Genomic DNA, 19,338 nt, shown 5'->3' on the forward strand with positions numbered 1-19,338 from the left:
CCGACCCCTATTCACATCGCCGCCAGGATTGCCCATTAATGTCATTCAAGCAGCCGGCCGTTTGTGGCCGCCTCCCCTTTGTCAAGCGACACGAGGAATTGACCCCTTTGCCGACATCAGGAATTGACCCCCTTCACTGGCTCGACGTTTCGTTGGGTTCAAGCGCCGCTCCGGCCTTCTGCAGAAGGCCGGAGCGGCGCTTTTCGCGAAGCCGGTAGCTATCGCCCCGGATGGTGATGACCGCGGAATGATGAAGCAGGCGGTCCAGGATCGCCGTGGCGACGACGGGGTCTCCAAAGACACCTCCCCATTCTCCGACGGATCGGTTTGAGGTGATCAGGATCGAGCCCTTCTCATAGCGGCGGGACACCAACTGGAAGAACAGGTGGGCGGCATTGGCCTCGAAGGGCAGATAACCCAGCTCGTCGATGATCAGTAGTTTCGGCCGCGACAGAAGCGTCAACTGCTTGTCGAGCAAACCGTCACAATGGGCCTTGGCCAGCGTCGCCACCAACGTCGCCGCGGTGATGAACTGCACATTGTAATTCTGGCGGATCGCCTCGCGGCCGAGGCTGACGGCAAGATGCGTCTTGCCCGTTCCGGGAGGGCCAAGGAGCAGGAGCGTATCGCCATGGGCAATCCACCGGCAGGTCGCAAGCTCCCGGATCTGCCCCTGATCCAGGGACGGCTGGGCATCGAAGTCGAAGCCGTCCAGCTCGCGCACGAAGGGGAACTGGGCGATCTTGCTCGACATGGAGATCCGCCGCTCGTCACGCCGGGCGATCTCGCGCGACACCAGGAAGCCCAGGGCCTCGCGCAGGTTCATCTTCGAACGGGCCGCCTCGTCGAGCAGCGTGTCGAGCTGGTCGCGGATCGCCGTCAGCTTCAGCCGGTCGAGCGTTGCGATAAGCAGGTCATGGTCCACGTTCGTCATCACCAGCCCCCTCCGGCAACCGCTTCATATTCCGCAAGCGGCCGCAGCAGTGCGGCGGGTGCGATCTCGATCGGCGTCAGGCGCACCGGGCCTTCGACACCCGCAATGCCGACAAAATGGGATCGATCGACGATCCGTTGCCGTCGCCCCCCGTTCAAGGCATGGTCGGCCACCACCTGGCCCGCATGGCGGATGATCACGCGACCGGCCAGCACCACAACCTGAACACTCTCGCCGATCAGGCGCCAGGGCACCGAATAGCTGTTCGTGTCGAGATCGATGGCGCAGTCGGCCTGCACCTTGCGGACCAGATCCCGCAACTGCCCGAATGCTACCCTGCCGGAAAGCGGGCGCAGCGCCCCGGCCTCCGCGGCAAAGCGCTCCGCCGGCGCAACGCCGGTGGTGCCGTGCTCCCGCTGGTCGGCAACCTCGCGAGTCCACCGATCCAGATGCGCCTCGAACGCCGCCCAGGTCTCGAAGCGGCGGCCGGCGATTGCGTTCTTTTTGACATAGCCGACGCCGCGCTCGTCCTTGCCCTTCGTGCGCGCCCGATACGGAGCGCAGGCGCGCGGCCTGAAGTCCCAGTAACGGGCAAAGGCGTGGAGCCGGGCATTGAACCTGACCTCGCGCGTCACCGCATCGTGGTGCTCGACCAACGCCTTCGCATTGTCGATCAGCACCTCCGCCGGAACGCCGCCAAAGCGAAGGAAAGCGCCTTCCATCCCCTCGAACCAGTCCGTCTGGCGCTGGCGCTGCGAAGCCCGGATATGCAGCCGGCGCGAATAGCCGAGCGTGGCGACAAACACATGAATCCGTACCCGCTCGCCGCCGATCCAGACCCGCGTATCGCCAAAATCAATCTGCATCTGATGACCGGGCGCGGTCTCGTAGCGCACCGTCGCCCGCTTCTGCGCCGTCAGCTCCCGCCGCCAGACCCTAACCCGGCGCTCCACCTGCCGTAGGCTGATGACGATCCCGTGCTCACTCTCCAGTTCCTGGCGGATAACGTCCGCGTTGCCCTCGTGGCGGAAGAAGCGCTCGCGCAGCCAGGCATCCAGGCCGTCCAGCGCCGAAACGCGCGGGCGGCCCCTGTAAGCAACGGTTCCGCCTTCCCGAAGATAACGGCGAACCGTATTACGGGCGCACTGGAATTCCTTCGCTATCCGTTTGGCTCCCCAGCCGCTCTTATGCAGACGCACCATCGACATCACTTCGTCAGGCTCAAGCATCGCATCTCCCCGCACCCCTCTCGGCAATGCAGGATTCATCGAATTCTCAACTGACATCTATTCCTCCTCTCTAACGAAAGGGGTCAGTTCTCTATGTCGCTAGGGGGTCAATTGTGCATGTCGCCCGACACCCTTCTGGGGCTTACCAGCGAAATCCCGTCTCAAGGTCAGAAAACACCTGCAGGTACTGGATGGAAAAGCCCTGTGCAGGAAGACGACGATCCTGGCTGACAGAATCTATGTTGCACGCAATCGAAAATTCGATACGGCTTGAAGCTCGTCCAGCGAGCGGTATGCGCGGACGCAATACAAACCGCGCGCCACGACTTTGCCGCCAATCCTGAAAGAATTCGTAAATGACCGATCAGACCGAAACGATGACGATCTCAAGCCGCAACGACTTCGCCCAATGGGCGATCGAGCGGGCGAAAGCCATCGTCGCTGAGCAAGGCGGTAACCAGGCACTCGCCGCCCGCGACATGAAGGACGACCAGATAGCCATAACCGGCAATGCGCTCGGACAGGCGATCGTCGATGCCTTGCTCGAAGTGTTTGACGGGCTGACGGAGGAATAGGATCACCACCAGAAACAGAAAACCCGGCGCGGGAGGAGGTGCACCGGGTTTTCCAAAAATTGACCGTTGGCTCGGAAGAGGAAAGCCTTCGGTCGACCGAAACCGATTGGGAGGAGGAGTATCGGTTTCGACAGAGAGAAGTTAATGCTGCCATGCGCCCAAGACTGCTCTCGCTGTCTATATGCTCCGTGATTGTAGCGGAAATTCAGCCGGCCGACCTTGCACGAATATGGCATCCGGAACGACGCCCTGCCGGAGCCAATAGGCAATGAAGGCCGGCTTGTGGCTTGTCGATCACCCGATGCGAGGCTTTGGTCGGGAGTAGGCTGCCAGCAGCGCTTCCATGCTGAACTTCAGAAGCCCGACGACCGCCACATGAAATCTCAGCAGGCCCGTTGAAGGAAAGTCTTCCCTTGATGCCGTCAAGGCTGAAGCGCGGGGCAATCGCCCGCGCGTTAAACCTCAGCTATTGCCAGGCGCTTGATCAGATCGCGCAACGCCGCGGATATGCGCAACCTCCGCCTTGGTGGTGATGAATGATGGCCAGAGCTCTCGACGGGGATTTGCGGTTACGCGTCTTGAAGGCTGCGGATGATGGGATACCCCCTGCATCTCCTTTTCGCATTCCCCGCTTTGAAATTCCTGCCGGGCAAGGTTTACCGCTACGCCAATTTGCGCGCCTCCCCTGCATTTGCCCGCATCAATGCCATCAACATCGGACCGAGGCCGAATTCGTCCCGGGCTGCACGGCGCGTCAAATCCCGCAGATACCCGCCAGCCGACTTGATATGCCCTGCCCGCTCCAGAATGCAGGCGATCGCGATCGCCGCATTTTCCGGCCCCATCACCTCGCAAGCCTCCTGATAGGCCGAGGGACTAACACCGAGCATCGATCGAACTACGACGGCCGCGCCCATCAGATCGCGCCAGTGCGAAATCGCCCCGCCCGGCCCAAAATCGGCGATTTGCGGGCAGGCGCGCAGAACCATGCCGAGGGGGAAGGATTTTTTTCGGTCCGTAACGGGCTCCGGCTTCGTCGGTTGCGGTTCTTGCGCCAGCCTTTCGCCCTGCTCTTTTTCAGAGCGAGGTTCAAGTTCATGGATGGATTCGGGTTTTGAATTCTGTATGTGGCAACCATTTTGAACATCATTGCCATCTGTTTTTTGTGAATTTATTTGCATTTCCAGGATGTTGACGATCTCATCCCGCAGCATCGTCATTTCCTCGAGCACAGCCTCCGTTTCAACCCGGTTCGGAGCGCGGGGAAGGCGAGCGCGAAGGGCGACATACATCGCTTCAATGGCTTCCCAGTCCCCATCAGCCCCCTCATCGATCGCCGCTGTGATCAGCTTGCGGACGTCACGGCGACAAATCGAGAGGGCTTCCTTAGCGCGCTTGAACACACGCCGCTCCTCGGCAACCTGCTGCGCCAACTGAGCGAACTCTTCTACACGCGCCAAAAGTGGCGCCAGGCTGAAGCCAAACGCTTTCTCGATCTCGCCGGACTTGGTTCTGTGTGCGTAGCGTTTCCCGTTCGGGCTGTCATGGCGATGGATCAGGCCGGCATCCACAAGCGCCGCCAAATGACGACGAAGCGTCGTGCCGGCGATCCCATGCGCGCGGACTGACAGCTGAGCATTTGAAGGGAAAACCACGAGGCTCTGCCCTTCCGCCAATTCGATATGGGGGTAGAACGTGAGAAGCGCATCCAGGACCGTGATAGCGCGGTCCCCAAGGCCGAGCACACTCTTGGCTTCGCTGACGTCCCGGAAGATTTTCCATTTATCGGCGGTCTTGCCGCTCTTGATTTCGGCCGCCTTCACCTGCCCCTTCACAAGGGCAAGCGACATCGGCCGCCGCCCGAAGGGCGTCGTCACATTTCCGATCTGCATTTTCCTTCACCTTTCAGAAGGCAAAAGAAATCCGCTCACCAAAACGGTGCCAAAAACTCTTGACTGCGATTCGTGAAAATGCGATTCTTTGTTTGCTACAACATAAGAAGGGGCTTCCACGACGGCGACGTTTTGGGGGCCTTTTTCTTTTGTAGGTTACACTCCAGCTTGCAAGAAATTGTCAGCTGACAATTCTCTCAGTTGATTGAATTCTCTAAATTTTTTCTCTCTCAAACGCAGCAACAAGATCGGCCAATTTATCAGAAAGGAAGGCTGCGAATGGTTCTGAGGTTACCGTGATTTTTGTCCCTCTCGTGCCTCGCTCGATGGATGCAAGCGGAAGCCCTTTTTGACCACGCAGAACTTGGACGGCATTGGTCTTCTTTTCACTGCGGCCAGCGAGTGCCTTCCACAAGCGTTCAAACCGTGCGTTCGAATCTGCTTTAGCAAACTCAGCGGAGGTGAGCTCTTTATCGACACGCTTTGCCGCATCGGTATCTTTCAGGCCATCCGCGAAAGCCAGCCACCGAGGTCTACCGACCTTAAAGGCGGGGCCAACAGCCAAGATCAGCTCGGGCTTAACGGCATCCGCAACCTGAAGAAGTCGAGATATTTCCGGCTTATCGACGGATAGTGCTTTTGCGATAGTGTCACGATCAAATCCATGCTCGTGCATTCGCCTGGCGAACAACGCCCGCTCAATGAAGCTCAAGTCAACACGGGGGCCATTCTCCTGCCCCTGTGCAAGGATGACCTCTTCATCTGTCATTTCACGAACGATGGCTTTGACCCGGCGGCCGAGCAGCTTTGCGACCCGCCTGCGCCGATGGCCGAACACCGACTGATAGCAATTGACCTTAGTTGGATGAGGGCGCACCAATATAGGGACTTGCTGACCAGACTCCTCAATGGCGGTCTTCAGCTTCTCTAGCTCTGGGTCAAGTTCCACCGGTATTCGATCTTGGATAAATGAGTTTTCGATCAAGTCCGGATCGAGTTCGACAACTTTATCCCCCGACGCGAGCGCGTCGCGCAAAACTTTAGCGGCAGCCGCCTCGTCATTCAGTCGATTGAGCGACAGGTTCATCGCACGAACGGCACCTGCCGGCTTTTGCGATACTGAAACAGCCGGCGCTTCTCCAGCAGCTTGCCCCGCTGATACCATGCTCTTGAGGATGTCGCGGCCCTTCATGTCCTGCCCCACGATTTTTGAATTAAAGCTTCCACTTCACCATTCACACCATCCATCGCCTCCACTGCACGATCATAGGTCTGACGGTGAATTGTCTCTCGTCCGGCTTCATAGATTGTCTGCTTCGAAAGGCCCGCATCGGACACCGCAGTCGACTTAACCATCATTGAAGTCAACACTCGCTCGTCGAAGAGGCTGCGCAGAAACGCCACGATTTGAGCCTGCGGGCCGTCATTTGGTTCGTATCGCGTAATTAGATACCGCATCCAATCGTACTCAAGACTTCCCCCAGCTTCCCTTACCACGGAAAGCAGATTGGAGGTCATCGCGAGAAACTGGTTCATTGACGCGATGTCGAGCATCTGCGGATGAACCGTGATCAAGACCGAAGTTGCCGCACAAAGCGCTGAAAGCGTGAGGAAGCCTAGAGTGGGCGGGCAGTCGATGACAACGACGTCATAGTGCTCCTGCAATCCGGTCAACGCATTTCCCACGCGCATGAAGAACATGTCGGTATCGGCCACGGAACGCGTCGCGAGAGCGTGGGGAGTATCATGCTCGAACTCGTGGAGTTCAAGATTACCCGGAATGAGATCCAATCCCGGAAAATAGGTCTGCCTTACGACTTCCCTAACCGCCCGTCGTTCACCATCATAGCGAATTGCGCCATAGAGCGTTTCATTGTCACCCACGTCAAATTCCGGCTGATATCCGAGCATCGCAGACATCGATGCCTGTGGGTCAAGGTCAACGGCCAGAACACGATAGCCTCGCAATGCAAGGTACTGGGCGAGATGGATAGCTGTCGTCGTCTTGCCTGACCCTCCCTTGAAATTCGTTACCGCTATTATCTGGAGGTGATCGCCTTCGCGACGACCAGGAAGATAAGTGGGCTTCGTACGACCTCGAATTTGCCGAATGGTATTTATCTCTTCCAGCGAGAACGTCAGCCGCCCACCTAGCGTTCGTTCCGAGGTAACCGCGTCTTCTTGTGAAGCGATATGCCGCACATAGCTATCAGTGATACCCAGCAGCTTCGCAGCCTCCTTACTGCTGAAGCGACGAAGTACTTTCTTCGCGTCTGGGGAAAAGAGCTTCTCGAAAAGAATCTGAAGCTGGCCACTGAGCGTCGCAGAGTCACGCTCAATCGCCTTGTCGATCGAGAAAGCCCCTTCTTTGCTTTGTTGATCCTTCGTCGCGGCTTTCGTCGCCATTCGCGGAAATTCCAATAATTTGTTGAAGTTTCCGCAAATGATCCCGGAAAGCGCGTTGTGGTCAAGGTTTTTTTGGTTAACGCAAAACAACGATTGTGGTCGAGGAAATTTCCTATTTATTTTCCTATGCTTATGAAGATTGTCAGCTGACAATCCTCCACTCAATCAAAGGGGTCAAAGCGGGTGGAAAACGAATCTGGAGAGAATCGGTCCTCGAACTAGGAACTGTAAAACCTAACTTACCGCCGGCCGAACACCCAAAGCAGACACGTCTGCGGGTTTCAATTCTGTACGCGTGGCTCCCGATTCCCGTCGGCCTTACGCGACAACACACAAGCTCAATCTGTAACACCGGCGCAATCGCAAACGTCTGGTATATGTCACAAAGTCCTGATCTTTCCGGCCGCCTCACCGCCTGGAGCCATCCACACCTCCAAGCCTCAGGGAGAAGAGCGCGAGACAAAAAAGGGGCCGTCGGAAACCCGCGGCCCATCAAGTGTGGAGATCTGTAACCTCCAGAGGGGAACAGCTGCGGCGGCGGGTACTGGGAGGATAAACCGCAATGAGCATTAGCTGCCTGTAGGATGCTCTCATTTTCATCGGATGGCGAGCATTTCTTGTGCAATGTAGTAACTATGCGGTTGCCACAGTGCTCCACGATGACTCTATTGCGGGGTGCGGCCTTCGTGACGGGGCCGATATCCACGGCTCGCGAACAGGATGTATCACTGAAATGAATCGATCGGACCGGACCGATTCATATCTCTCGTTGGACGAGCGCCCGGGGATTGGCGATGCTCACGTCCATGCTCGCACAACCCTACCAGCTCTATGTCGAACGCACCGATCCGGCCAGGAATGTCGCCCGTTTCTACGCGATGTCGATCGATGCAACGCTGTATGGCGATACATGCCTGACGCGGCGCTGGGGGCGCATCGGCACAGGCGGCCAGATGAAGGCGCACCTGTTCGAGAGCGAGGATGAGGCGGTGCAACTGTTTCTCGAACTTCTGCGACAAAAACATGGACGCGGCTACCGGCCGAAAGGACGCGTCGCTGACGACAGGCGGCCTTCAAACAAGATGCCATGACCAGCGGCGAAGAGAGGGTAGGGGAGGAGCCGTCCCACTCCCAACTTTACAAACCCGGCGAACAGAAAGCACTGTCAGGCAGGGTTCTTCTTACTGCTCGGCATGCCGGGCAACAAAGCGCCAGAACGACCTGTACCCGTCCCCTGAGAAGCCGAACGGCGACACTTCGTGTTTCGGACTGAGGAAGAGTTCATAGTCCCATCCAGCACTATAGGTTATCATCGCAGCCATGGAGTTGCGAGCTTTGAAAGCCTCGACTGCCTGTAGAACGCCCGGAAAGCCTAGCCGGGGCTTTATCAAAAGCCGCAGATGGTCGCGACATCTGTTGGCCCCTGTGGCGACGGGCTGTGACCAACCTCCTCCGCTGCGAGGCCGACGGCGAGTACTTGACGTCGAGAAATGCTCCGTCTTCACGGAGCGCGGGTAAATACTCGCTCATCGAATTCACTTCACACCCCTCCGCTGTGCAGCGCATGGTGCTGTTGCCCGCGCGACGGACGCCCCTGTGCTCCGGCAAACTTTCCAGGATGGCGTTGAACTTTTCGCCGATGTTCTCCCAGATCGCCTGATGACCTCAGCCGCGCAACGATACCGGCCAGTTTGTCCAGCACTGTCACTGTGACCTCATGCGCACAGGCATCAAGTTTGTCGGCGAGGGACGCGATTTCCTTCAGCCATGCGTCGTCGCCATCGTCTCTGGAAATGAACCGTCCACAGTTATCGATCCGTCGCAGAATCTCGGCAGTCGCAAACGGCCCGTCATAGGCTTGCGCCCCGATGACGAAGCGCACGCAGCGATTACCCGATATGCCGTCGAGCCTCGCGTGCCGGATCTCGATAACATCCGCGAGCTTGAAAACCCTGAAATCGCGACGCGTATAGTTATAGCCGGTTCCGGAAAGCGCCTGCTCGACGTCATCGGAGAACGCCGGCCCGGAGATATCGAGGCCGTATTTCCGACAGTCCGCGAGGATTCCATCCCACGCGGCATCCACCGCGGCACGGACCTTGTCTCCTCCCTGGTCCGCATGGGCAACGACACGGATATTTGCAATGGCAACGAGCCAATCCGCCCGGATCTGGCTGGCGCAAGAAGCGGAGTAACGCGGGTCTCTCACCTTAATGCTCCTCGATAAAAAATTGAATTTCATGTTTCAAAGCCCTGAATTTTCGTCATTCCTCGGCAAAGAAGTAGCTTCCTTTGGCGACAATATGGAAAGTATGTCGCGCATGCCATGAACATTCAAGAAATAATTTTAATATTACAGAAGTTAATTCCAAAACACAAAGGTACATTCTGTCTGTAATGTCGAATGTTATACGAGGATTCAAGATAACTTTAGCGCGACATTCAGATTTATTGACCGTGGAAGGGCAGTCAATAAAGCATATCGTGGATTACTGGCAGAATTTATCGACCTTCTCACCGTGCAACCCTCCATGATTGTCGCAATATTTCTTTCTGACAAGACGTTGACGTCCATTTCACCTCGGGCAACGCTTTACCTACAACGAGCGATGAAAGCCCCCAATGAACGACTGCATTCTTGAACGCCAGCCGGCGCAGACCGATCTCTTCACCACTCTCTGGAGCACACTTCATTCCGACGGGACCGATCGCATTGTCGCCGGCACGGCGCCCTCTATCGAACGCCCGCGAGCTGATACTTGCCCGATCCGTGTCGGCGCATGCGAACTCCATCATGGTGATGCTGCGGACATTCTGCCAAATCTGCCGGCCGGGAGCGTCGATCTCATCGTGACGAGCCCTCCCTACAATATCGGGAAGTCCTACGAGACCCGCACGCCCCTGATCCACTATGTCGCGTTCATCGAGGAGATCATTGGCGAATGCCATCGTCTTCTCGGTCCGCAGGGAGCCATGTCCTGGCAGGTCGGGAACCATGTCCACAAAGGAGAGGTCATCCCGATCGACAGCCTGATCATTCCGCTCTTCCGCAGTCTCGGCATGAAGGTCCGCAATCGCGTGGTCTGGACGTTCGGCCACGGCCTGCACTGCTCGAAGCGCCTGTCGGGACGGCACGAGACGATCGTTTGGGCCACGAAATCCGACGACTACACCTTCGATCTCGACGCGATCCGCGTTCCGCAGAAATATCCGGGCAAGCGCTACTACAAGGGGCCGAGGAAGGGTGAGTTGAGCGGAAACCCGAAGGGGAAGAACCCGGGGGACGTGTGGGACATCTCGAACGTCAAGCACAACCACCCGGAAAAGCTCGATCATCCGTGCCAGTTTCCCGAGGAGCTGATCGATCGGCTCGTCCTGTCCCTGACCGCCCCCGGCGACGTCGTGCTCGATCCGTTCGCCGGCTCCGGCACGGTCGGAGCGGTGTGCAATCGCCTTGGCCGCAAGTCAATTCTCGTGGAACGCGAGGAAAGCTACGTCCGGATGGCCGCACAGCGGCTGGCCGGTCACGCGGTGTAATCACGACCAGCGGAACGGTCGGTCGCAAACAATTCTGGAAACGGAAGCATCCATGAACCATCACAAATTCCTCTTGTCCGCGCCCTATGACGACGTGGACGTCGAAACCGAGGGCCCGACCTTTGCCATCGCAATCGGGCAGGCGCTCCCGAACCTGTCCCGGCGTCTCGGCAACAGCCGCACGATCCTCGGCGTACGTCCGTTTCAGGACGGCCGTAAGGACTTTTACGGCTTCGAGCTGGATATTGATCCCGACGAGGTCACCCCCGATCTCCTGATCAATCGCTACGGCGCACGGCAACCGGTCCCGGCACCCTCGGACCCGGATCACCTCGAAATCGAAGCGTATGATGTCTACGAGACGATGGGCAGCATCGAAGGTCTACTCAGATATGCGGCGCAAGACCTGATCGACGATGAGCGCTGGCACGGTCTCATCCGCGAGCGGGCGCTGGAATACCGGCAGGCCGTCAGCGATGTCCTGGTATACGATCCGAAGGCAAAGATCGACATGCTTGGGAATCTGGACGAACTGTTCGCGGGCCGGGACTGGAGCCCGTTCTTCTCACCGGCACTGCTCGTCCACCCGGTCGTTCAAATCGGACAGGTAGACATCGTCGAAAAGACAGATGACGAGATTCTGCTCCGGTTCGAGTACTGGAACGGTGACGATCACGGCCGCGAGCTGGAATTCGCCGACACCAAGAACGGGCGCCATCACGTTCGCCGTTCACGCTACAGCGCTCTGCGAGCGTTCGATCCTGCTTTCAGTGGCTGGCAGCTTCCGGCTGTCCACGATGCCTTGCAGGAGGCGCTCGATACCGGCCGCCACACCGACCTCAGCGACACGAATTGGGCAGTTGGTCTTTCTGCATCCGAGGCCGAGCTCGAGCCGGCATGAATCCGCAGAGCTTTCTGAATGCCGGGGGAGGGAGGGGCGTAGGCCGGCCGGCCCAACTCTCGACGCCGAAACCCGATGGCCCGCTTTCACGACCTGGACAGGCACCAGAATTCTCCGGCTCCCATCGCCCGGGACCACTAACCATATCAATCCAGAACACCGAAGGACACCCATGCTAATCGCCCTCGAAGCAAGCAAGATCAAGCCATCAGATATCGACCCCATCCGCCTGCGTGAACTCGCGCTCGACATCGAACGCCGGGCCGAATTCGTCAGCGCCTGTCAGGCATGGATTACCGCCGGCCGCGAGGTTTCCGGGATCACTGCGGCCATTCGCGAAACCCCGTGGCGTTTCATCCTGACCAACTCCGGGCAGGCGATAGAAGTGGAACACGTCGATGAACTCGAGGCTGCCTACTGGGAGGCCGTGGACGAAATGAACGTCGGCCGAAGCTGCATTGGTAACGAGGGACACGAAGAGTACGTTCTTGAAGGTATTCGGAACTGTCTCAAAGTCCACAGGAGAGCAAGTCAGTTCATGACCTTTGAAGACGATTTTGCGCGTGTCGAGGACGCAATATCCAACCTCTTCGAAGGCACCGGCTATATCTACAATGGCGAGAATAGCTTCATCCCTGATGACGAATGATACGGCCGCCGGGCCATCCGGCTTCGCTCTGTTTTCAGGAGCGCGCCCCTTGGCCCGATGATTTCTGGCTCCGCGGATTCGACAGCAAGACCGATGGTATGCGGTCTTGCTGTCCGCCGGAGACGTGATCGTGATCGCCGAGGTGCGAGGCGGCGGAAACCTCACCCGATGACGATCGTCTTGGTCGGTTCGAACGCCATATTCTCGACATCGCTCCGATTGAACCCGTCCCTCACATAGCCCCGGGGATTGCAGACGACCCGGGTCTTCGTCCCCGGCACCACATAGTCGAAATTGCTATGGGTGTGCCCATGAATCCAGACGTCAGGTTCATGGCGCTGGATCATATCCGAGAGATCCGACACGAACGCCGGTGTCAGCCGGTCTCCCTTATACTCATCGGCGACCGACAGATCGTGCGGGCATGTATGCGTCACGACGACCGTCGGCCCGTCGAAGGGCAGGGCAAGCGTCTCATCAAGCCATTCCCGGCTCGTGCGATGAATATCGACGGTGATTGCCGGCAGGAATCTTCGCGGGGTCCCTTCCGGCCAGCGCGACGCGATGGTGCGATAGTCGTTCATGAACAGCGCCGCAGCACCCATTGCCTGGATCGGATTGCCATAGAGCTCGAAATCCGTCCACAGGCAGCAGCCGAGGAAGCGGACTCCGTCGATGACGACATCGCGGTTCTCCAGCATGAAGACATTTTCCAGCTCGGGGATATCGCCGATGCTGTCCTCATAGACCTGACCGTAATGTTCGTGGTTGCCCGGCACCATCACGACGCGCTTTCCGCGGCTGCCATACATCCGGTACGCCCAGCGGGCACTTTTGGCTACCGGTGCGGTGACGTCGCCCGCGATCACGATGACGTCGACATCGTCGGCGACCTCGATCGCGAAATCAGGCTCCCGGCTGTAGTCGAGGTGGAGGTCGGAAAATACGGCGGCTTTCATTCTGGCACCTGTCTTGTGGTCTGCGACAAGGCTTATTCCGGGCTCGACGGCCTCCGGCAAGCCGGCCGGCGAAATTTTCTGGACAGGGGAGGGCAGGGGAATTTCCTCCTGGTCCGAGGACGAGGACCGATGGAGGTTCCCACGTTGTTGATGTATAGCCTCCCTTGCCGGGCCGAGAGCTTCCGTATTGGCCGGATGTATCCTGTAACGACCGTGGCGGACCTGCAGGATGGATGGCGGGGCGGAATTGAAGCGGCTCCGCTCCGACGATGTGCGTGCGCGGATCACCGCGGCATGATGACATAGACAACCGTCCCGGCATCGCTCTCAGAGGTCATATCCAGCCGCTTCCGATACCTGAACTCAGGTCGGCGAACGGCCCGACCCGTTCACGCCCGGGTCTTCTTTGCGATTGCAACGATGACGTCGTCGCTTTCGATAGGCTGTCCTGCCGTGCGCCGGCCCCAGACGCTGAGGCCGGCGAAATCGGTATCGACAATTTCGTCGCTTTCGATGAGCTTTTCCGCAAGCCAGCCCGACACGATCCAATGCTCCATAACCTCCGGGCCATCAGGCTCACCATCGCCGTGCAAGGAACGCGCCGCCTTCGTCAGCGACGTCTCGGGTGAGGCTTCGGCAAGTGTTGCAATCAGCGTTGATGCGCAGCACAGGACCTCTGTGTTCGCGATGTAGGCTGCTGTTTTCATTTTCCATGTTCCTTCTCGATGCGAGATTGATGAATAAGGTCGGGGTGGCGGCCGCGAGGACCGTCATGCTTCATCGTCATCGAAGTTGAAAAACAGCTCGGCAAAGTCCTGCCAGACGGTCTCACCGTCCCGCCTCCAGCAACCAGCATTGATCGCCCGGTTTTCGAAAGCCGCGTCGATCGCCGCTTCCGCAGCCAGATCCCTGCCAGCGAGAATTTCGTAGTCGGCGGCGGCCAGCTTCATCATGCGCATCGCGAGACAGACAGTGCCGATCGCACGCTCGTCCTCGTTGCCAAGGGCTGTGTGCAGTTGCTCTCGGGATCCGAAGAACCACAGGAGAGCTTCGGACGGCGAGATCGTCCAGGTCCATCTCTTCGCCAGTGACACCGTAACCGTGTGATCGTCAAAGCGTGGATTGTCGGCGGGATTCGATGCAGCAGCAGGTGAATACGAGTTCGTTAACTGAGCCATTTCAATGTTCCGTGTTCATGGTGACGCCGGACTTCAACCGGCGGCGAGACAACACCTTTGTTTCTCATGTAAAAATGATGGTTCATTCCAAATGATCGCGCAATACTTCTTCGGAAGAAATTTGATTACCTTCTGAATAAGGGCAAAGAACATGCTGCGTTTCTACAATATAAAACGGCGAACTATAGAGAAATCGCATTTTTATATTAAGGGTAATGCTCGATTTATCCGGGCGATGCTCGTTTGAATTCCGATGGCATGCAGAGACCGGGAATAGAGCCCGCATTCACATAGCCGGCTGACCTGTCACAGCAGAAGAAACCCCGGTTCGCCCCTTGACTCCTTTCCGGAAAAATAGAACATAAAGGGAACATAGGAGGTTGCCAATGCAAACCGACAGCATCGAAAGAGCCCTTGCCGAAGTCGCCGCCTGCCGCGCGCTCCGGGAAAAGCAGCTCGCCGTTCGCGCCGAGAACCGGCGCAAGCTGGAGGCGGCGACCGCAAAGCCGCTTTACGTGCTGAAGCACAAAAAGCAGCTTGAACTGCGCCTTCAATGAGCGAGATATGCCAACAAAAAGAACGCGCCGTGCAAGACGAGGCGATCGAGGTGCTGCGCCTTCACAACGGCAATGCGCTCGAGGCATTGAGAACGCTGATCGCCGAGCGTGACACGGTCGAGGAAAGACTTAAGATTGCGATAATCGCAATGGGCCGAGGATTCACGCGAGGCTGGCGGCCGTGAGCTTCGGGACGCGCTATCTCCGCCCGATTCTGGAATTCAATAACCGACCCCGCTCATACCACCGGGGCCTTGAGTGTCATCGAATGACGGCGGGATGGCAGGTCGCGTCGGCGACATCCAGCCGCCATTGCTCCTCCCACCGTCTGATCCATGCGGATTCCGGCCCATAAACCCCTATCACCCTCTGCAGACCGCGTCCGTCGAGGGCGGGGACAAAGCGCACCGTCTCCAGGTCAAGCCGCAACCTGTCGTCTTCCTGCTCATCTCCGGCTATCGCGAGATCGTCGGCGATGTCGTCCCAGGTCAGGATGGGGTCGTCATAAACGGGGAGTTCAGCCATGGTCGCGAACCTCCCGCTCGAATGCATCGATCTCGGCCTGCCGGGCCTCCGCGACCGGACGCTCGGCCGGGTCATGATACGGCAAGCGCCTCACGGTTGCTTCCATGATGTCCATGGTCATCCCCATTTCATTCCGCCCTTGATGGGCCGTTTCTCAAGTGTGCTGCGCCGGTTCCGTCGGCGCAATCCGTCGCCGGCACGATCATCGTTGCTGGCGGCGGGTGGGCAGCGCGCCGTTGTTGGCGCGGACCATTTCCGCCAGTTCCTCGTCCGTGACGGGGCGGGCACCTTCAACACCGTCGAGGGCACGAAGAACATCGTCGCCGAGGAAGCGGTGCCATTCGTCCCAATCCCGCAGAAACCTGCCAACGGATGCTTCCTCGTATCCCCGCCACTGGTTTTCCGCCGCATGTCGAGACATAAGATCGACGACCGCCTCCGATGGCCGGGCATCCCTCGGCCCACGGAATTGCCGCACCACATCGCCCGCGAGTTCCAGGGTCGCGATCGGCAGGCCGTCGGGGCCGCGCACCGAGTAGTACCTGAAGCGTGAATCCCGGAGCCGGATGTCATAGCCGCCGTGGCTCAGACAGTGGCGCATGCGGGCGCCTTCGATGCGAAGCGCGAGTGGCGTCAGGAGCTGGACAAGCATATGGCCGGCACCGAGGTCGGCGATTTCGGATTCGTCATCGGGACCCGGCTCGGGAATGGCGACGGCCGGCAGATTGCCGTCGTGGAGCCTGTCTTCCGGCCGGAACCGGAAGCCCTTGTTCGCTTCACGAACGAGCTGCTCCAGGCTCCCGCACTTCGCCAGCTTTTTCGGCTCGCCGTGAGGATCGTGAATGTGAAGCCACGGCGCATTGGTCGCCACCGCATAGATCAGCCAGTCGGCGACGTACCAGATATCCGGCGCGTTCCAGCGGAAATAGAGCGCCGCCCGCCGCTCCCACTTGCGTCGGAGAATCTCGTCCTCTAAGCCGCCGCGGATGGGCCATCCGTCGCTCTGGTGCCAGCGCGGGTCATCGCTGCGATCGGTGGGATCGATCACGATCTCGGGATCGATACGGTCCTGCGCGATCCAGAATTTCATGTAAACGCGGCCGAGGCTGGGGGCGATCAGGTTGTCGATCAGCATGTGCTGGCGGTTGGGAATGTCCAGTTCGCGGCAGAAGGCTTCCACCGCCGGCCGCCATTCAGGATGTTTGCGAGGCGACTTCATGCGAACATCCTCGCTACGCTTGAACCCGGGCGCTGGACCACGAACGGCTTGTGTCTGAGGCCGAGTTCGGCCTTCACCTCGGACCAGAGGTAGGCTGCGTCGATCCACGCCGAGAAGATGGAAAGCGTGGTCTTTCCCGCCGCCCGGTGCCTTTCCCACGATGGTTCAAGGCGTTGGATCGCGGGCCAATCGAGCGTCGCCGGCAGATCGCGGACATCGATGCCCCGATAGCGGCAGACGCCGATCATCTCTCGGGCGACGTCCCGGCAATCCACGTCCGCCCAGAGACGCTCGTCGATAACATCCGCGAGGTGCCGGATACGGAAATCCGATTCCGGCTGAAACATCACCGCGAGCAGCGTCTCGGCGGCGACGACTTCCAGCGGCTGGCAGGCGATGGCGAGCGGCGGGATGCCCGAGACCAGCGACGGAATTTCGGAAAGCTCGATCGCCTCGATGACAGCGCCGGCCCCGCGCCGCGGGTCCATATTGAGGCTGGCGCTGGCGGCGACACCGCCGACCTTGCCCTCAATGATCCATCGCTCCACGGAGTTGCCGCATCCAGTGTCGGCCTGCGGCACAGGGGCGGTGAAATCCAGCCGCATACCTTCGCGCTCGAGGAGCCGGGCAATAGTCTCCATGCCGCGCACGATGTCGTCGCACCGGTAGCGGCGGGATATCGCGATATCGGCATCGCGCGTTTCACGAACGGTTTGGTCGAACAGCAGTCCGCCTGTCAGCAGGACCGGGGCCGGTCCCATTCCCTGCGCCCAGTACCTCAGAATGCCCTCGACGAGCGTCCTCCCGGCCAGCTTTTCCAGATCGAGGCCATGTGTTGTCGCGGCGATCTTGAGGCGCGCATCCAGGCTCTGCGCAATTTCCGATAGCTTCTCCATTGTCGATCTCCTCAAATTTATCGGCTGCGGAGATCATCCGACGTCGGCTTGCAAGGAACGACGTCACTACGTGCTTTTACGAAAGCCGGATTCAGAACCATGAAGTAACGGGGGGAGGTCGGAGAAAAAGCACGGTTCGAAAACAAGGTCATGTTGCCGGCGGAAACCCTCCCGGATTTGCCACCCTGTCGGCCGGTCCGTTCACCAGAGGAACAAGCATCTCGGCATCCATGCGCCGAACCCGACGACGGACCTGGCGGGTGGCGTGCTCGACGGCATAACCCTTCGAGACCAGGAAGTTTATGGCCATCAGTTCCATGCCCGATGCACGCGTTACGTCACGCTTCGAGCGGCGCGCCTCCGCGACGTGCCGGTACACGGTGACCGCGGCCGCCAGGGCCGTGTCGACGGCATCGGTCTCGGGCCGGCGTTCCCTCTTGACCTTCTTGCGCCATTGCCGGGTCGCTTCCTGTCCCCGGCTCCCGCTCTCCGCTCTCGGCATTTTCGTCGTTCCTCTTGTCACTACGTATGATCACTACGTGAGATTGGGTGGAGCGCTTGCAAGGAACCAGGCCGGCGTGGTCGTTGCTTTTCCGCGGAGAGGTCGCAATCGTTCCGGAAAGCCTGGGGAATGTCAGATATCTGAGACGCAAGAGCGTCTTGTGTCGCATCTGCGCGACATAAGCGGGGTAGGAGTGTCGATCACGACCATCCCGTGTTGCCGGTAAACGCGCCAGGCGCTTCCAATCATGCGGTGCACTGCATCTTGCCTTTCTCCGATTTGAGCGCACGCCGATTCAATTTGAGGATGGGACATCCGTGTCCCATTCGTAAATTGAAAAACGTTGGATCAAGTTTCTTTGCGCTCCAGCAACGCCGACAGGCCCGGTTCGACCAATCGCACGCTGGAAACTGTCTGCAACAGGTTGCCGGCCGCGCCTCGCGTTGAGGATTGCGATTATGACGGGCAGAGAGGAGAGGATCGGCGCGCGGGACAGGGCCGCGATGTGACACGGGGAGACGCTGGCCGGCCAGCAGGTCGCGTGCAATTGAGGGGCTGCACCGTAAGCATCCGACGGCGGCCGCCTTGAGGGCGTGATGTGAATCTGTCGTTTTGTCCTTATGGACAGGCATAAGGACAGTTTTGGGACACCGGTGAGCCGGTTGGCGATCGTCGATACGGGGCGGCGGCGGCGCTTCACCGACGAGGCGAAGCTCCAAATTCTTGAAGAAGGCTTTTCTGGCGATGGTCGCCAGGTCTCCGCGACGGCGGTGAAGCATGGGGTTTCCCGCTCGCAACTGTACCGCTGGCGTCAGTTGGCACAGGCCGGCAATCTTGGCAGCATTCGGATCGAGGGCTTCGTACCGGCGTTGATCACGCCGGACGTGCCGGGTCCATCGAATCCGGTAGTGGGTAGCGGCCGCATGGAGGTACTGAGCGCAAACGGCCGGCGCGTCATTGTCGAGCGCGACGTTGATGTCGATGCGCTGCTGCGAATCCTGCGCGGGCTGGAGACGCTGCGATGATCTCGATCCCGACAGGCGTTCGGGTGTGGTTGGCGACGGGCCATACGGACATGCGGTGCGGGTTCCCGTCGCTGGCGCTGCGGGTGCAGGAGGTGCTGAAGCATGACCCGCTGGGCGGCCATCTGTTCTGCTTCAGGGGCAAGCGCGGCGATCTGATCAAGGTCGTTTGGCACGATGGCCAGGGGGCCTGCCTGTTCACGAAAAAATTGGAACGAGGAAGGTTTATCTGGCCTTCCGCCGAGGGTGGCGCGGTGGCAATCTCGTCGGCGCAGCTTTCCTATCTACTGTCCGGAATTGACTGGCGCGCGCCGCAGGAAACCTGGCGTCCCAGCCGGGTCTGACTGCATTTATGCA

Annotated in this window: 23 protein-coding genes; 9 read left to right on the forward strand and 14 right to left on the reverse strand. The window is 59.1% G+C overall.

Annotation, left to right across the window (positions count from 1 at the left end; genetic code table 11):
* Positions 1-133 precede the first annotated feature (133 nt).
* Both istB and istA read right to left on the reverse strand, forming a co-directional pair.
* Complete coding sequence (istB, locus tag MOE34_RS24565) at positions 134-934, reverse strand: IS21-like element helper ATPase IstB (protein ID WP_242225182.1); 801 nt, start codon at positions 932-934, stop codon at positions 134-136.
* Positions 934-2,220, reverse strand: coding sequence for an IS21 family transposase (gene istA / locus MOE34_RS24570; RefSeq protein WP_242225068.1), 1,287 nt, complete (start codon positions 2,218-2,220; stop codon positions 934-936). The genes istB and istA overlap by 1 nt, the downstream gene beginning before the upstream one ends.
* Before the next feature lie 299 nt (positions 2,221-2,519).
* Between istA and MOE34_RS24575 the strand changes: the two genes are divergently transcribed.
* On the forward strand, positions 2,520-2,738 hold the full coding sequence (locus MOE34_RS24575; protein ID WP_242225070.1) for a hypothetical protein: 219 nt from the start codon (positions 2,520-2,522) through the stop codon (positions 2,736-2,738).
* 662 nt (positions 2,739-3,400) lie between these two features.
* Here MOE34_RS24575 and repC read toward each other — a convergent pair.
* The 3 genes from repC to repA all read right to left on the reverse strand — a co-directional run bounded on the left by repC (position 3,401) and on the right by repA (position 7,036).
* The gene (gene repC / locus MOE34_RS24580; RefSeq protein ID WP_242225071.1) at positions 3,401-4,630 is read right to left on the reverse strand and encodes a plasmid replication protein RepC; all 1,230 of its coding nucleotides are present in this window, start codon (positions 4,628-4,630) and stop codon (positions 3,401-3,403) included.
* A 214-nt stretch (positions 4,631-4,844) separates the two neighbouring features.
* Positions 4,845-5,822 (reverse strand): plasmid partitioning protein RepB, encoded by a 978-nt coding sequence (repB, locus tag MOE34_RS24585; RefSeq protein WP_242225073.1) that lies wholly within the window; start codon positions 5,820-5,822, stop codon positions 4,845-4,847.
* The gene (repA, locus tag MOE34_RS24590; protein ID WP_242225075.1) at positions 5,819-7,036 is read right to left on the reverse strand and encodes a plasmid partitioning protein RepA; all 1,218 of its coding nucleotides are present in this window, start codon (positions 7,034-7,036) and stop codon (positions 5,819-5,821) included. Before repA ends, repB begins: the two co-directional genes overlap by 4 nt.
* An 806-nt stretch (positions 7,037-7,842) precedes the next feature.
* Here repA and MOE34_RS24595 point away from each other — a divergent pair.
* Complete coding sequence (locus MOE34_RS24595; RefSeq protein WP_242225184.1) at positions 7,843-8,127, forward strand: WGR domain-containing protein; 285 nt, start codon at positions 7,843-7,845, stop codon at positions 8,125-8,127.
* Between the two features lie 449 nt (positions 8,128-8,576).
* Here MOE34_RS24595 and MOE34_RS24600 read toward each other — a convergent pair whose 3' ends face one another.
* Positions 8,577-9,278: a hypothetical protein gene (locus MOE34_RS24600; RefSeq protein ID WP_242225078.1), complete on the reverse strand. Its 702-nt coding sequence runs from the start codon at positions 9,276-9,278 to the stop codon at positions 8,577-8,579.
* Between the two features lie 380 nt (positions 9,279-9,658).
* Between MOE34_RS24600 and MOE34_RS24605 the strand changes: the two genes are divergently transcribed.
* From MOE34_RS24605 to MOE34_RS24615, 3 genes are all read left to right on the forward strand, one after another.
* The gene (locus tag MOE34_RS24605; protein ID WP_242225080.1) at positions 9,659-10,573 is read left to right on the forward strand and encodes a DNA-methyltransferase; all 915 of its coding nucleotides are present in this window, start codon (positions 9,659-9,661) and stop codon (positions 10,571-10,573) included.
* A gap of 52 nt (positions 10,574-10,625) precedes the next feature.
* Complete coding sequence (locus MOE34_RS24610; protein WP_242225082.1) at positions 10,626-11,474, forward strand: hypothetical protein; 849 nt, start codon at positions 10,626-10,628, stop codon at positions 11,472-11,474.
* 172 nt (positions 11,475-11,646) lie between these two features.
* Positions 11,647-12,123 (forward strand): hypothetical protein, encoded by a 477-nt coding sequence (locus MOE34_RS24615; protein ID WP_242225084.1) that lies wholly within the window; start codon positions 11,647-11,649, stop codon positions 12,121-12,123.
* 161 nt (positions 12,124-12,284) lie between these two features.
* On the opposite strand, the gene MOE34_RS24620 is transcribed toward MOE34_RS24615, so the two are convergent.
* The 3 genes from MOE34_RS24620 to MOE34_RS24630 all read right to left on the reverse strand — a co-directional run bounded on the left by MOE34_RS24620 (position 12,285) and on the right by MOE34_RS24630 (position 14,260).
* Complete coding sequence (locus MOE34_RS24620; RefSeq protein ID WP_242225086.1) at positions 12,285-13,082, reverse strand: metallophosphoesterase; 798 nt, start codon at positions 13,080-13,082, stop codon at positions 12,285-12,287.
* Positions 13,083-13,471: 389 nt separating this feature from the next.
* A complete protein-coding gene (locus MOE34_RS24625; RefSeq protein WP_242225088.1) occupies positions 13,472-13,789 on the reverse strand; it encodes a hypothetical protein in 318 nt (105 codons plus the stop codon).
* A gap of 63 nt (positions 13,790-13,852) precedes the next feature.
* A complete protein-coding gene (locus MOE34_RS24630) occupies positions 13,853-14,260 on the reverse strand; it encodes a hypothetical protein (protein ID WP_242225091.1) in 408 nt (135 codons plus the stop codon).
* A gap of 386 nt (positions 14,261-14,646) precedes the next feature.
* On the opposite strand from MOE34_RS24630, the gene MOE34_RS24635 reads away from it, so the two are divergent.
* Positions 14,647-14,817, forward strand: coding sequence for a hypothetical protein (locus tag MOE34_RS24635; protein WP_242225093.1), 171 nt, complete (start codon positions 14,647-14,649; stop codon positions 14,815-14,817).
* Positions 14,814-15,002, forward strand: coding sequence for a hypothetical protein (locus tag MOE34_RS24640; protein ID WP_242225095.1), 189 nt, complete (start codon positions 14,814-14,816; stop codon positions 15,000-15,002). The genes MOE34_RS24635 and MOE34_RS24640 overlap by 4 nt, the downstream gene beginning before the upstream one ends.
* A 76-nt stretch (positions 15,003-15,078) precedes the next feature.
* Here MOE34_RS24640 and MOE34_RS24645 read toward each other — a convergent pair whose 3' ends face one another.
* From MOE34_RS24645 to MOE34_RS24660, 5 genes are all read right to left on the reverse strand, one after another.
* Complete coding sequence (locus tag MOE34_RS24645; protein ID WP_242225097.1) at positions 15,079-15,342, reverse strand: hypothetical protein; 264 nt, start codon at positions 15,340-15,342, stop codon at positions 15,079-15,081.
* The gene (locus MOE34_RS25475) at positions 15,335-15,463 is read right to left on the reverse strand and encodes a hypothetical protein (protein ID WP_277955671.1); all 129 of its coding nucleotides are present in this window, start codon (positions 15,461-15,463) and stop codon (positions 15,335-15,337) included. Before MOE34_RS25475 ends, MOE34_RS24645 begins: the two co-directional genes overlap by 8 nt.
* Before the next feature lie 81 nt (positions 15,464-15,544).
* The gene (locus MOE34_RS24650) at positions 15,545-16,561 is read right to left on the reverse strand and encodes a hypothetical protein (RefSeq protein WP_242225099.1); all 1,017 of its coding nucleotides are present in this window, start codon (positions 16,559-16,561) and stop codon (positions 15,545-15,547) included.
* Positions 16,558-17,457, reverse strand: a complete 900-nt coding sequence (locus MOE34_RS24655; RefSeq protein WP_242225101.1) for a nucleotidyl transferase AbiEii/AbiGii toxin family protein — start codon at positions 17,455-17,457, stop codon at positions 16,558-16,560. Before MOE34_RS24655 ends, MOE34_RS24650 begins: the two co-directional genes overlap by 4 nt.
* Positions 17,458-17,605: 148 nt before the next feature.
* Positions 17,606-17,959, reverse strand: a complete 354-nt coding sequence (locus MOE34_RS24660) for a hypothetical protein (RefSeq protein ID WP_234189743.1) — start codon at positions 17,957-17,959, stop codon at positions 17,606-17,608.
* A gap of 620 nt (positions 17,960-18,579) precedes the next feature.
* Here MOE34_RS24660 and tnpA point away from each other — a divergent pair.
* Together tnpA and tnpB are read left to right on the forward strand one after the other, a co-directional pair.
* Positions 18,580-18,984, forward strand: coding sequence for an IS66-like element accessory protein TnpA (tnpA, locus tag MOE34_RS24665; protein WP_242225103.1), 405 nt, complete (start codon positions 18,580-18,582; stop codon positions 18,982-18,984).
* The gene (gene tnpB / locus MOE34_RS24670; protein WP_242225105.1) at positions 18,981-19,325 is read left to right on the forward strand and encodes an IS66 family insertion sequence element accessory protein TnpB; all 345 of its coding nucleotides are present in this window, start codon (positions 18,981-18,983) and stop codon (positions 19,323-19,325) included. Before tnpA ends, tnpB begins: the two co-directional genes overlap by 4 nt.
* Positions 19,326-19,338: the final 13 nt, after the last annotated feature.

Source organism: Shinella zoogloeoides, assembly GCF_022682305.1.
Classification (GTDB): domain Bacteria; phylum Pseudomonadota; class Alphaproteobacteria; order Rhizobiales; family Rhizobiaceae; genus Shinella; species Shinella zoogloeoides_B.

Coding starts and splice junctions, on each gene's coding strand:
- istB (WP_242225182.1), bottom strand. CDS start 934: ATGACGAACGTGGACCATGACCTGCTTATCGCAACGCTCGACCGGCTG.
- istA (WP_242225068.1), bottom strand. CDS start 2,220: ATGTCAGTTGAGAATTCGATGAATCCTGCATTGCCGAGAGGGGTGCGG.
- MOE34_RS24575 (WP_242225070.1), top strand. CDS start 2,520: ATGACCGATCAGACCGAAACGATGACGATCTCAAGCCGCAACGACTTC.
- repC (WP_242225071.1), bottom strand. CDS start 4,630: ATGCAGATCGGAAATGTGACGACGCCCTTCGGGCGGCGGCCGATGTCG.
- repB (WP_242225073.1), bottom strand. CDS start 5,822: ATGAAGGGCCGCGACATCCTCAAGAGCATGGTATCAGCGGGGCAAGCT.
- repA (WP_242225075.1), bottom strand. CDS start 7,036: ATGGCGACGAAAGCCGCGACGAAGGATCAACAAAGCAAAGAAGGGGCT.
- MOE34_RS24595 (WP_242225184.1), top strand. CDS start 7,843: ATGCTCGCACAACCCTACCAGCTCTATGTCGAACGCACCGATCCGGCC.
- MOE34_RS24600 (WP_242225078.1), bottom strand. CDS start 9,278: ATGAAATTCAATTTTTTATCGAGGAGCATTAAGGTGAGAGACCCGCGT.
- MOE34_RS24605 (WP_242225080.1), top strand. CDS start 9,659: ATGAACGACTGCATTCTTGAACGCCAGCCGGCGCAGACCGATCTCTTC.
- MOE34_RS24610 (WP_242225082.1), top strand. CDS start 10,626: ATGAACCATCACAAATTCCTCTTGTCCGCGCCCTATGACGACGTGGAC.
- MOE34_RS24615 (WP_242225084.1), top strand. CDS start 11,647: ATGCTAATCGCCCTCGAAGCAAGCAAGATCAAGCCATCAGATATCGAC.
- MOE34_RS24620 (WP_242225086.1), bottom strand. CDS start 13,082: ATGAAAGCCGCCGTATTTTCCGACCTCCACCTCGACTACAGCCGGGAG.
- MOE34_RS24625 (WP_242225088.1), bottom strand. CDS start 13,789: ATGAAAACAGCAGCCTACATCGCGAACACAGAGGTCCTGTGCTGCGCA.
- MOE34_RS24630 (WP_242225091.1), bottom strand. CDS start 14,260: ATGGCTCAGTTAACGAACTCGTATTCACCTGCTGCTGCATCGAATCCC.
- MOE34_RS24635 (WP_242225093.1), top strand. CDS start 14,647: ATGCAAACCGACAGCATCGAAAGAGCCCTTGCCGAAGTCGCCGCCTGC.
- MOE34_RS24640 (WP_242225095.1), top strand. CDS start 14,814: ATGAGCGAGATATGCCAACAAAAAGAACGCGCCGTGCAAGACGAGGCG.
- MOE34_RS24645 (WP_242225097.1), bottom strand. CDS start 15,342: ATGGCTGAACTCCCCGTTTATGACGACCCCATCCTGACCTGGGACGAC.
- MOE34_RS25475 (WP_277955671.1), bottom strand. CDS start 15,463: ATGACCATGGACATCATGGAAGCAACCGTGAGGCGCTTGCCGTATCAT.
- MOE34_RS24650 (WP_242225099.1), bottom strand. CDS start 16,561: ATGAAGTCGCCTCGCAAACATCCTGAATGGCGGCCGGCGGTGGAAGCC.
- MOE34_RS24655 (WP_242225101.1), bottom strand. CDS start 17,457: ATGGAGAAGCTATCGGAAATTGCGCAGAGCCTGGATGCGCGCCTCAAG.
- MOE34_RS24660 (WP_234189743.1), bottom strand. CDS start 17,959: ATGCCGAGAGCGGAGAGCGGGAGCCGGGGACAGGAAGCGACCCGGCAA.
- tnpA (WP_242225103.1), top strand. CDS start 18,580: ATGGACAGGCATAAGGACAGTTTTGGGACACCGGTGAGCCGGTTGGCG.
- tnpB (WP_242225105.1), top strand. CDS start 18,981: ATGATCTCGATCCCGACAGGCGTTCGGGTGTGGTTGGCGACGGGCCAT.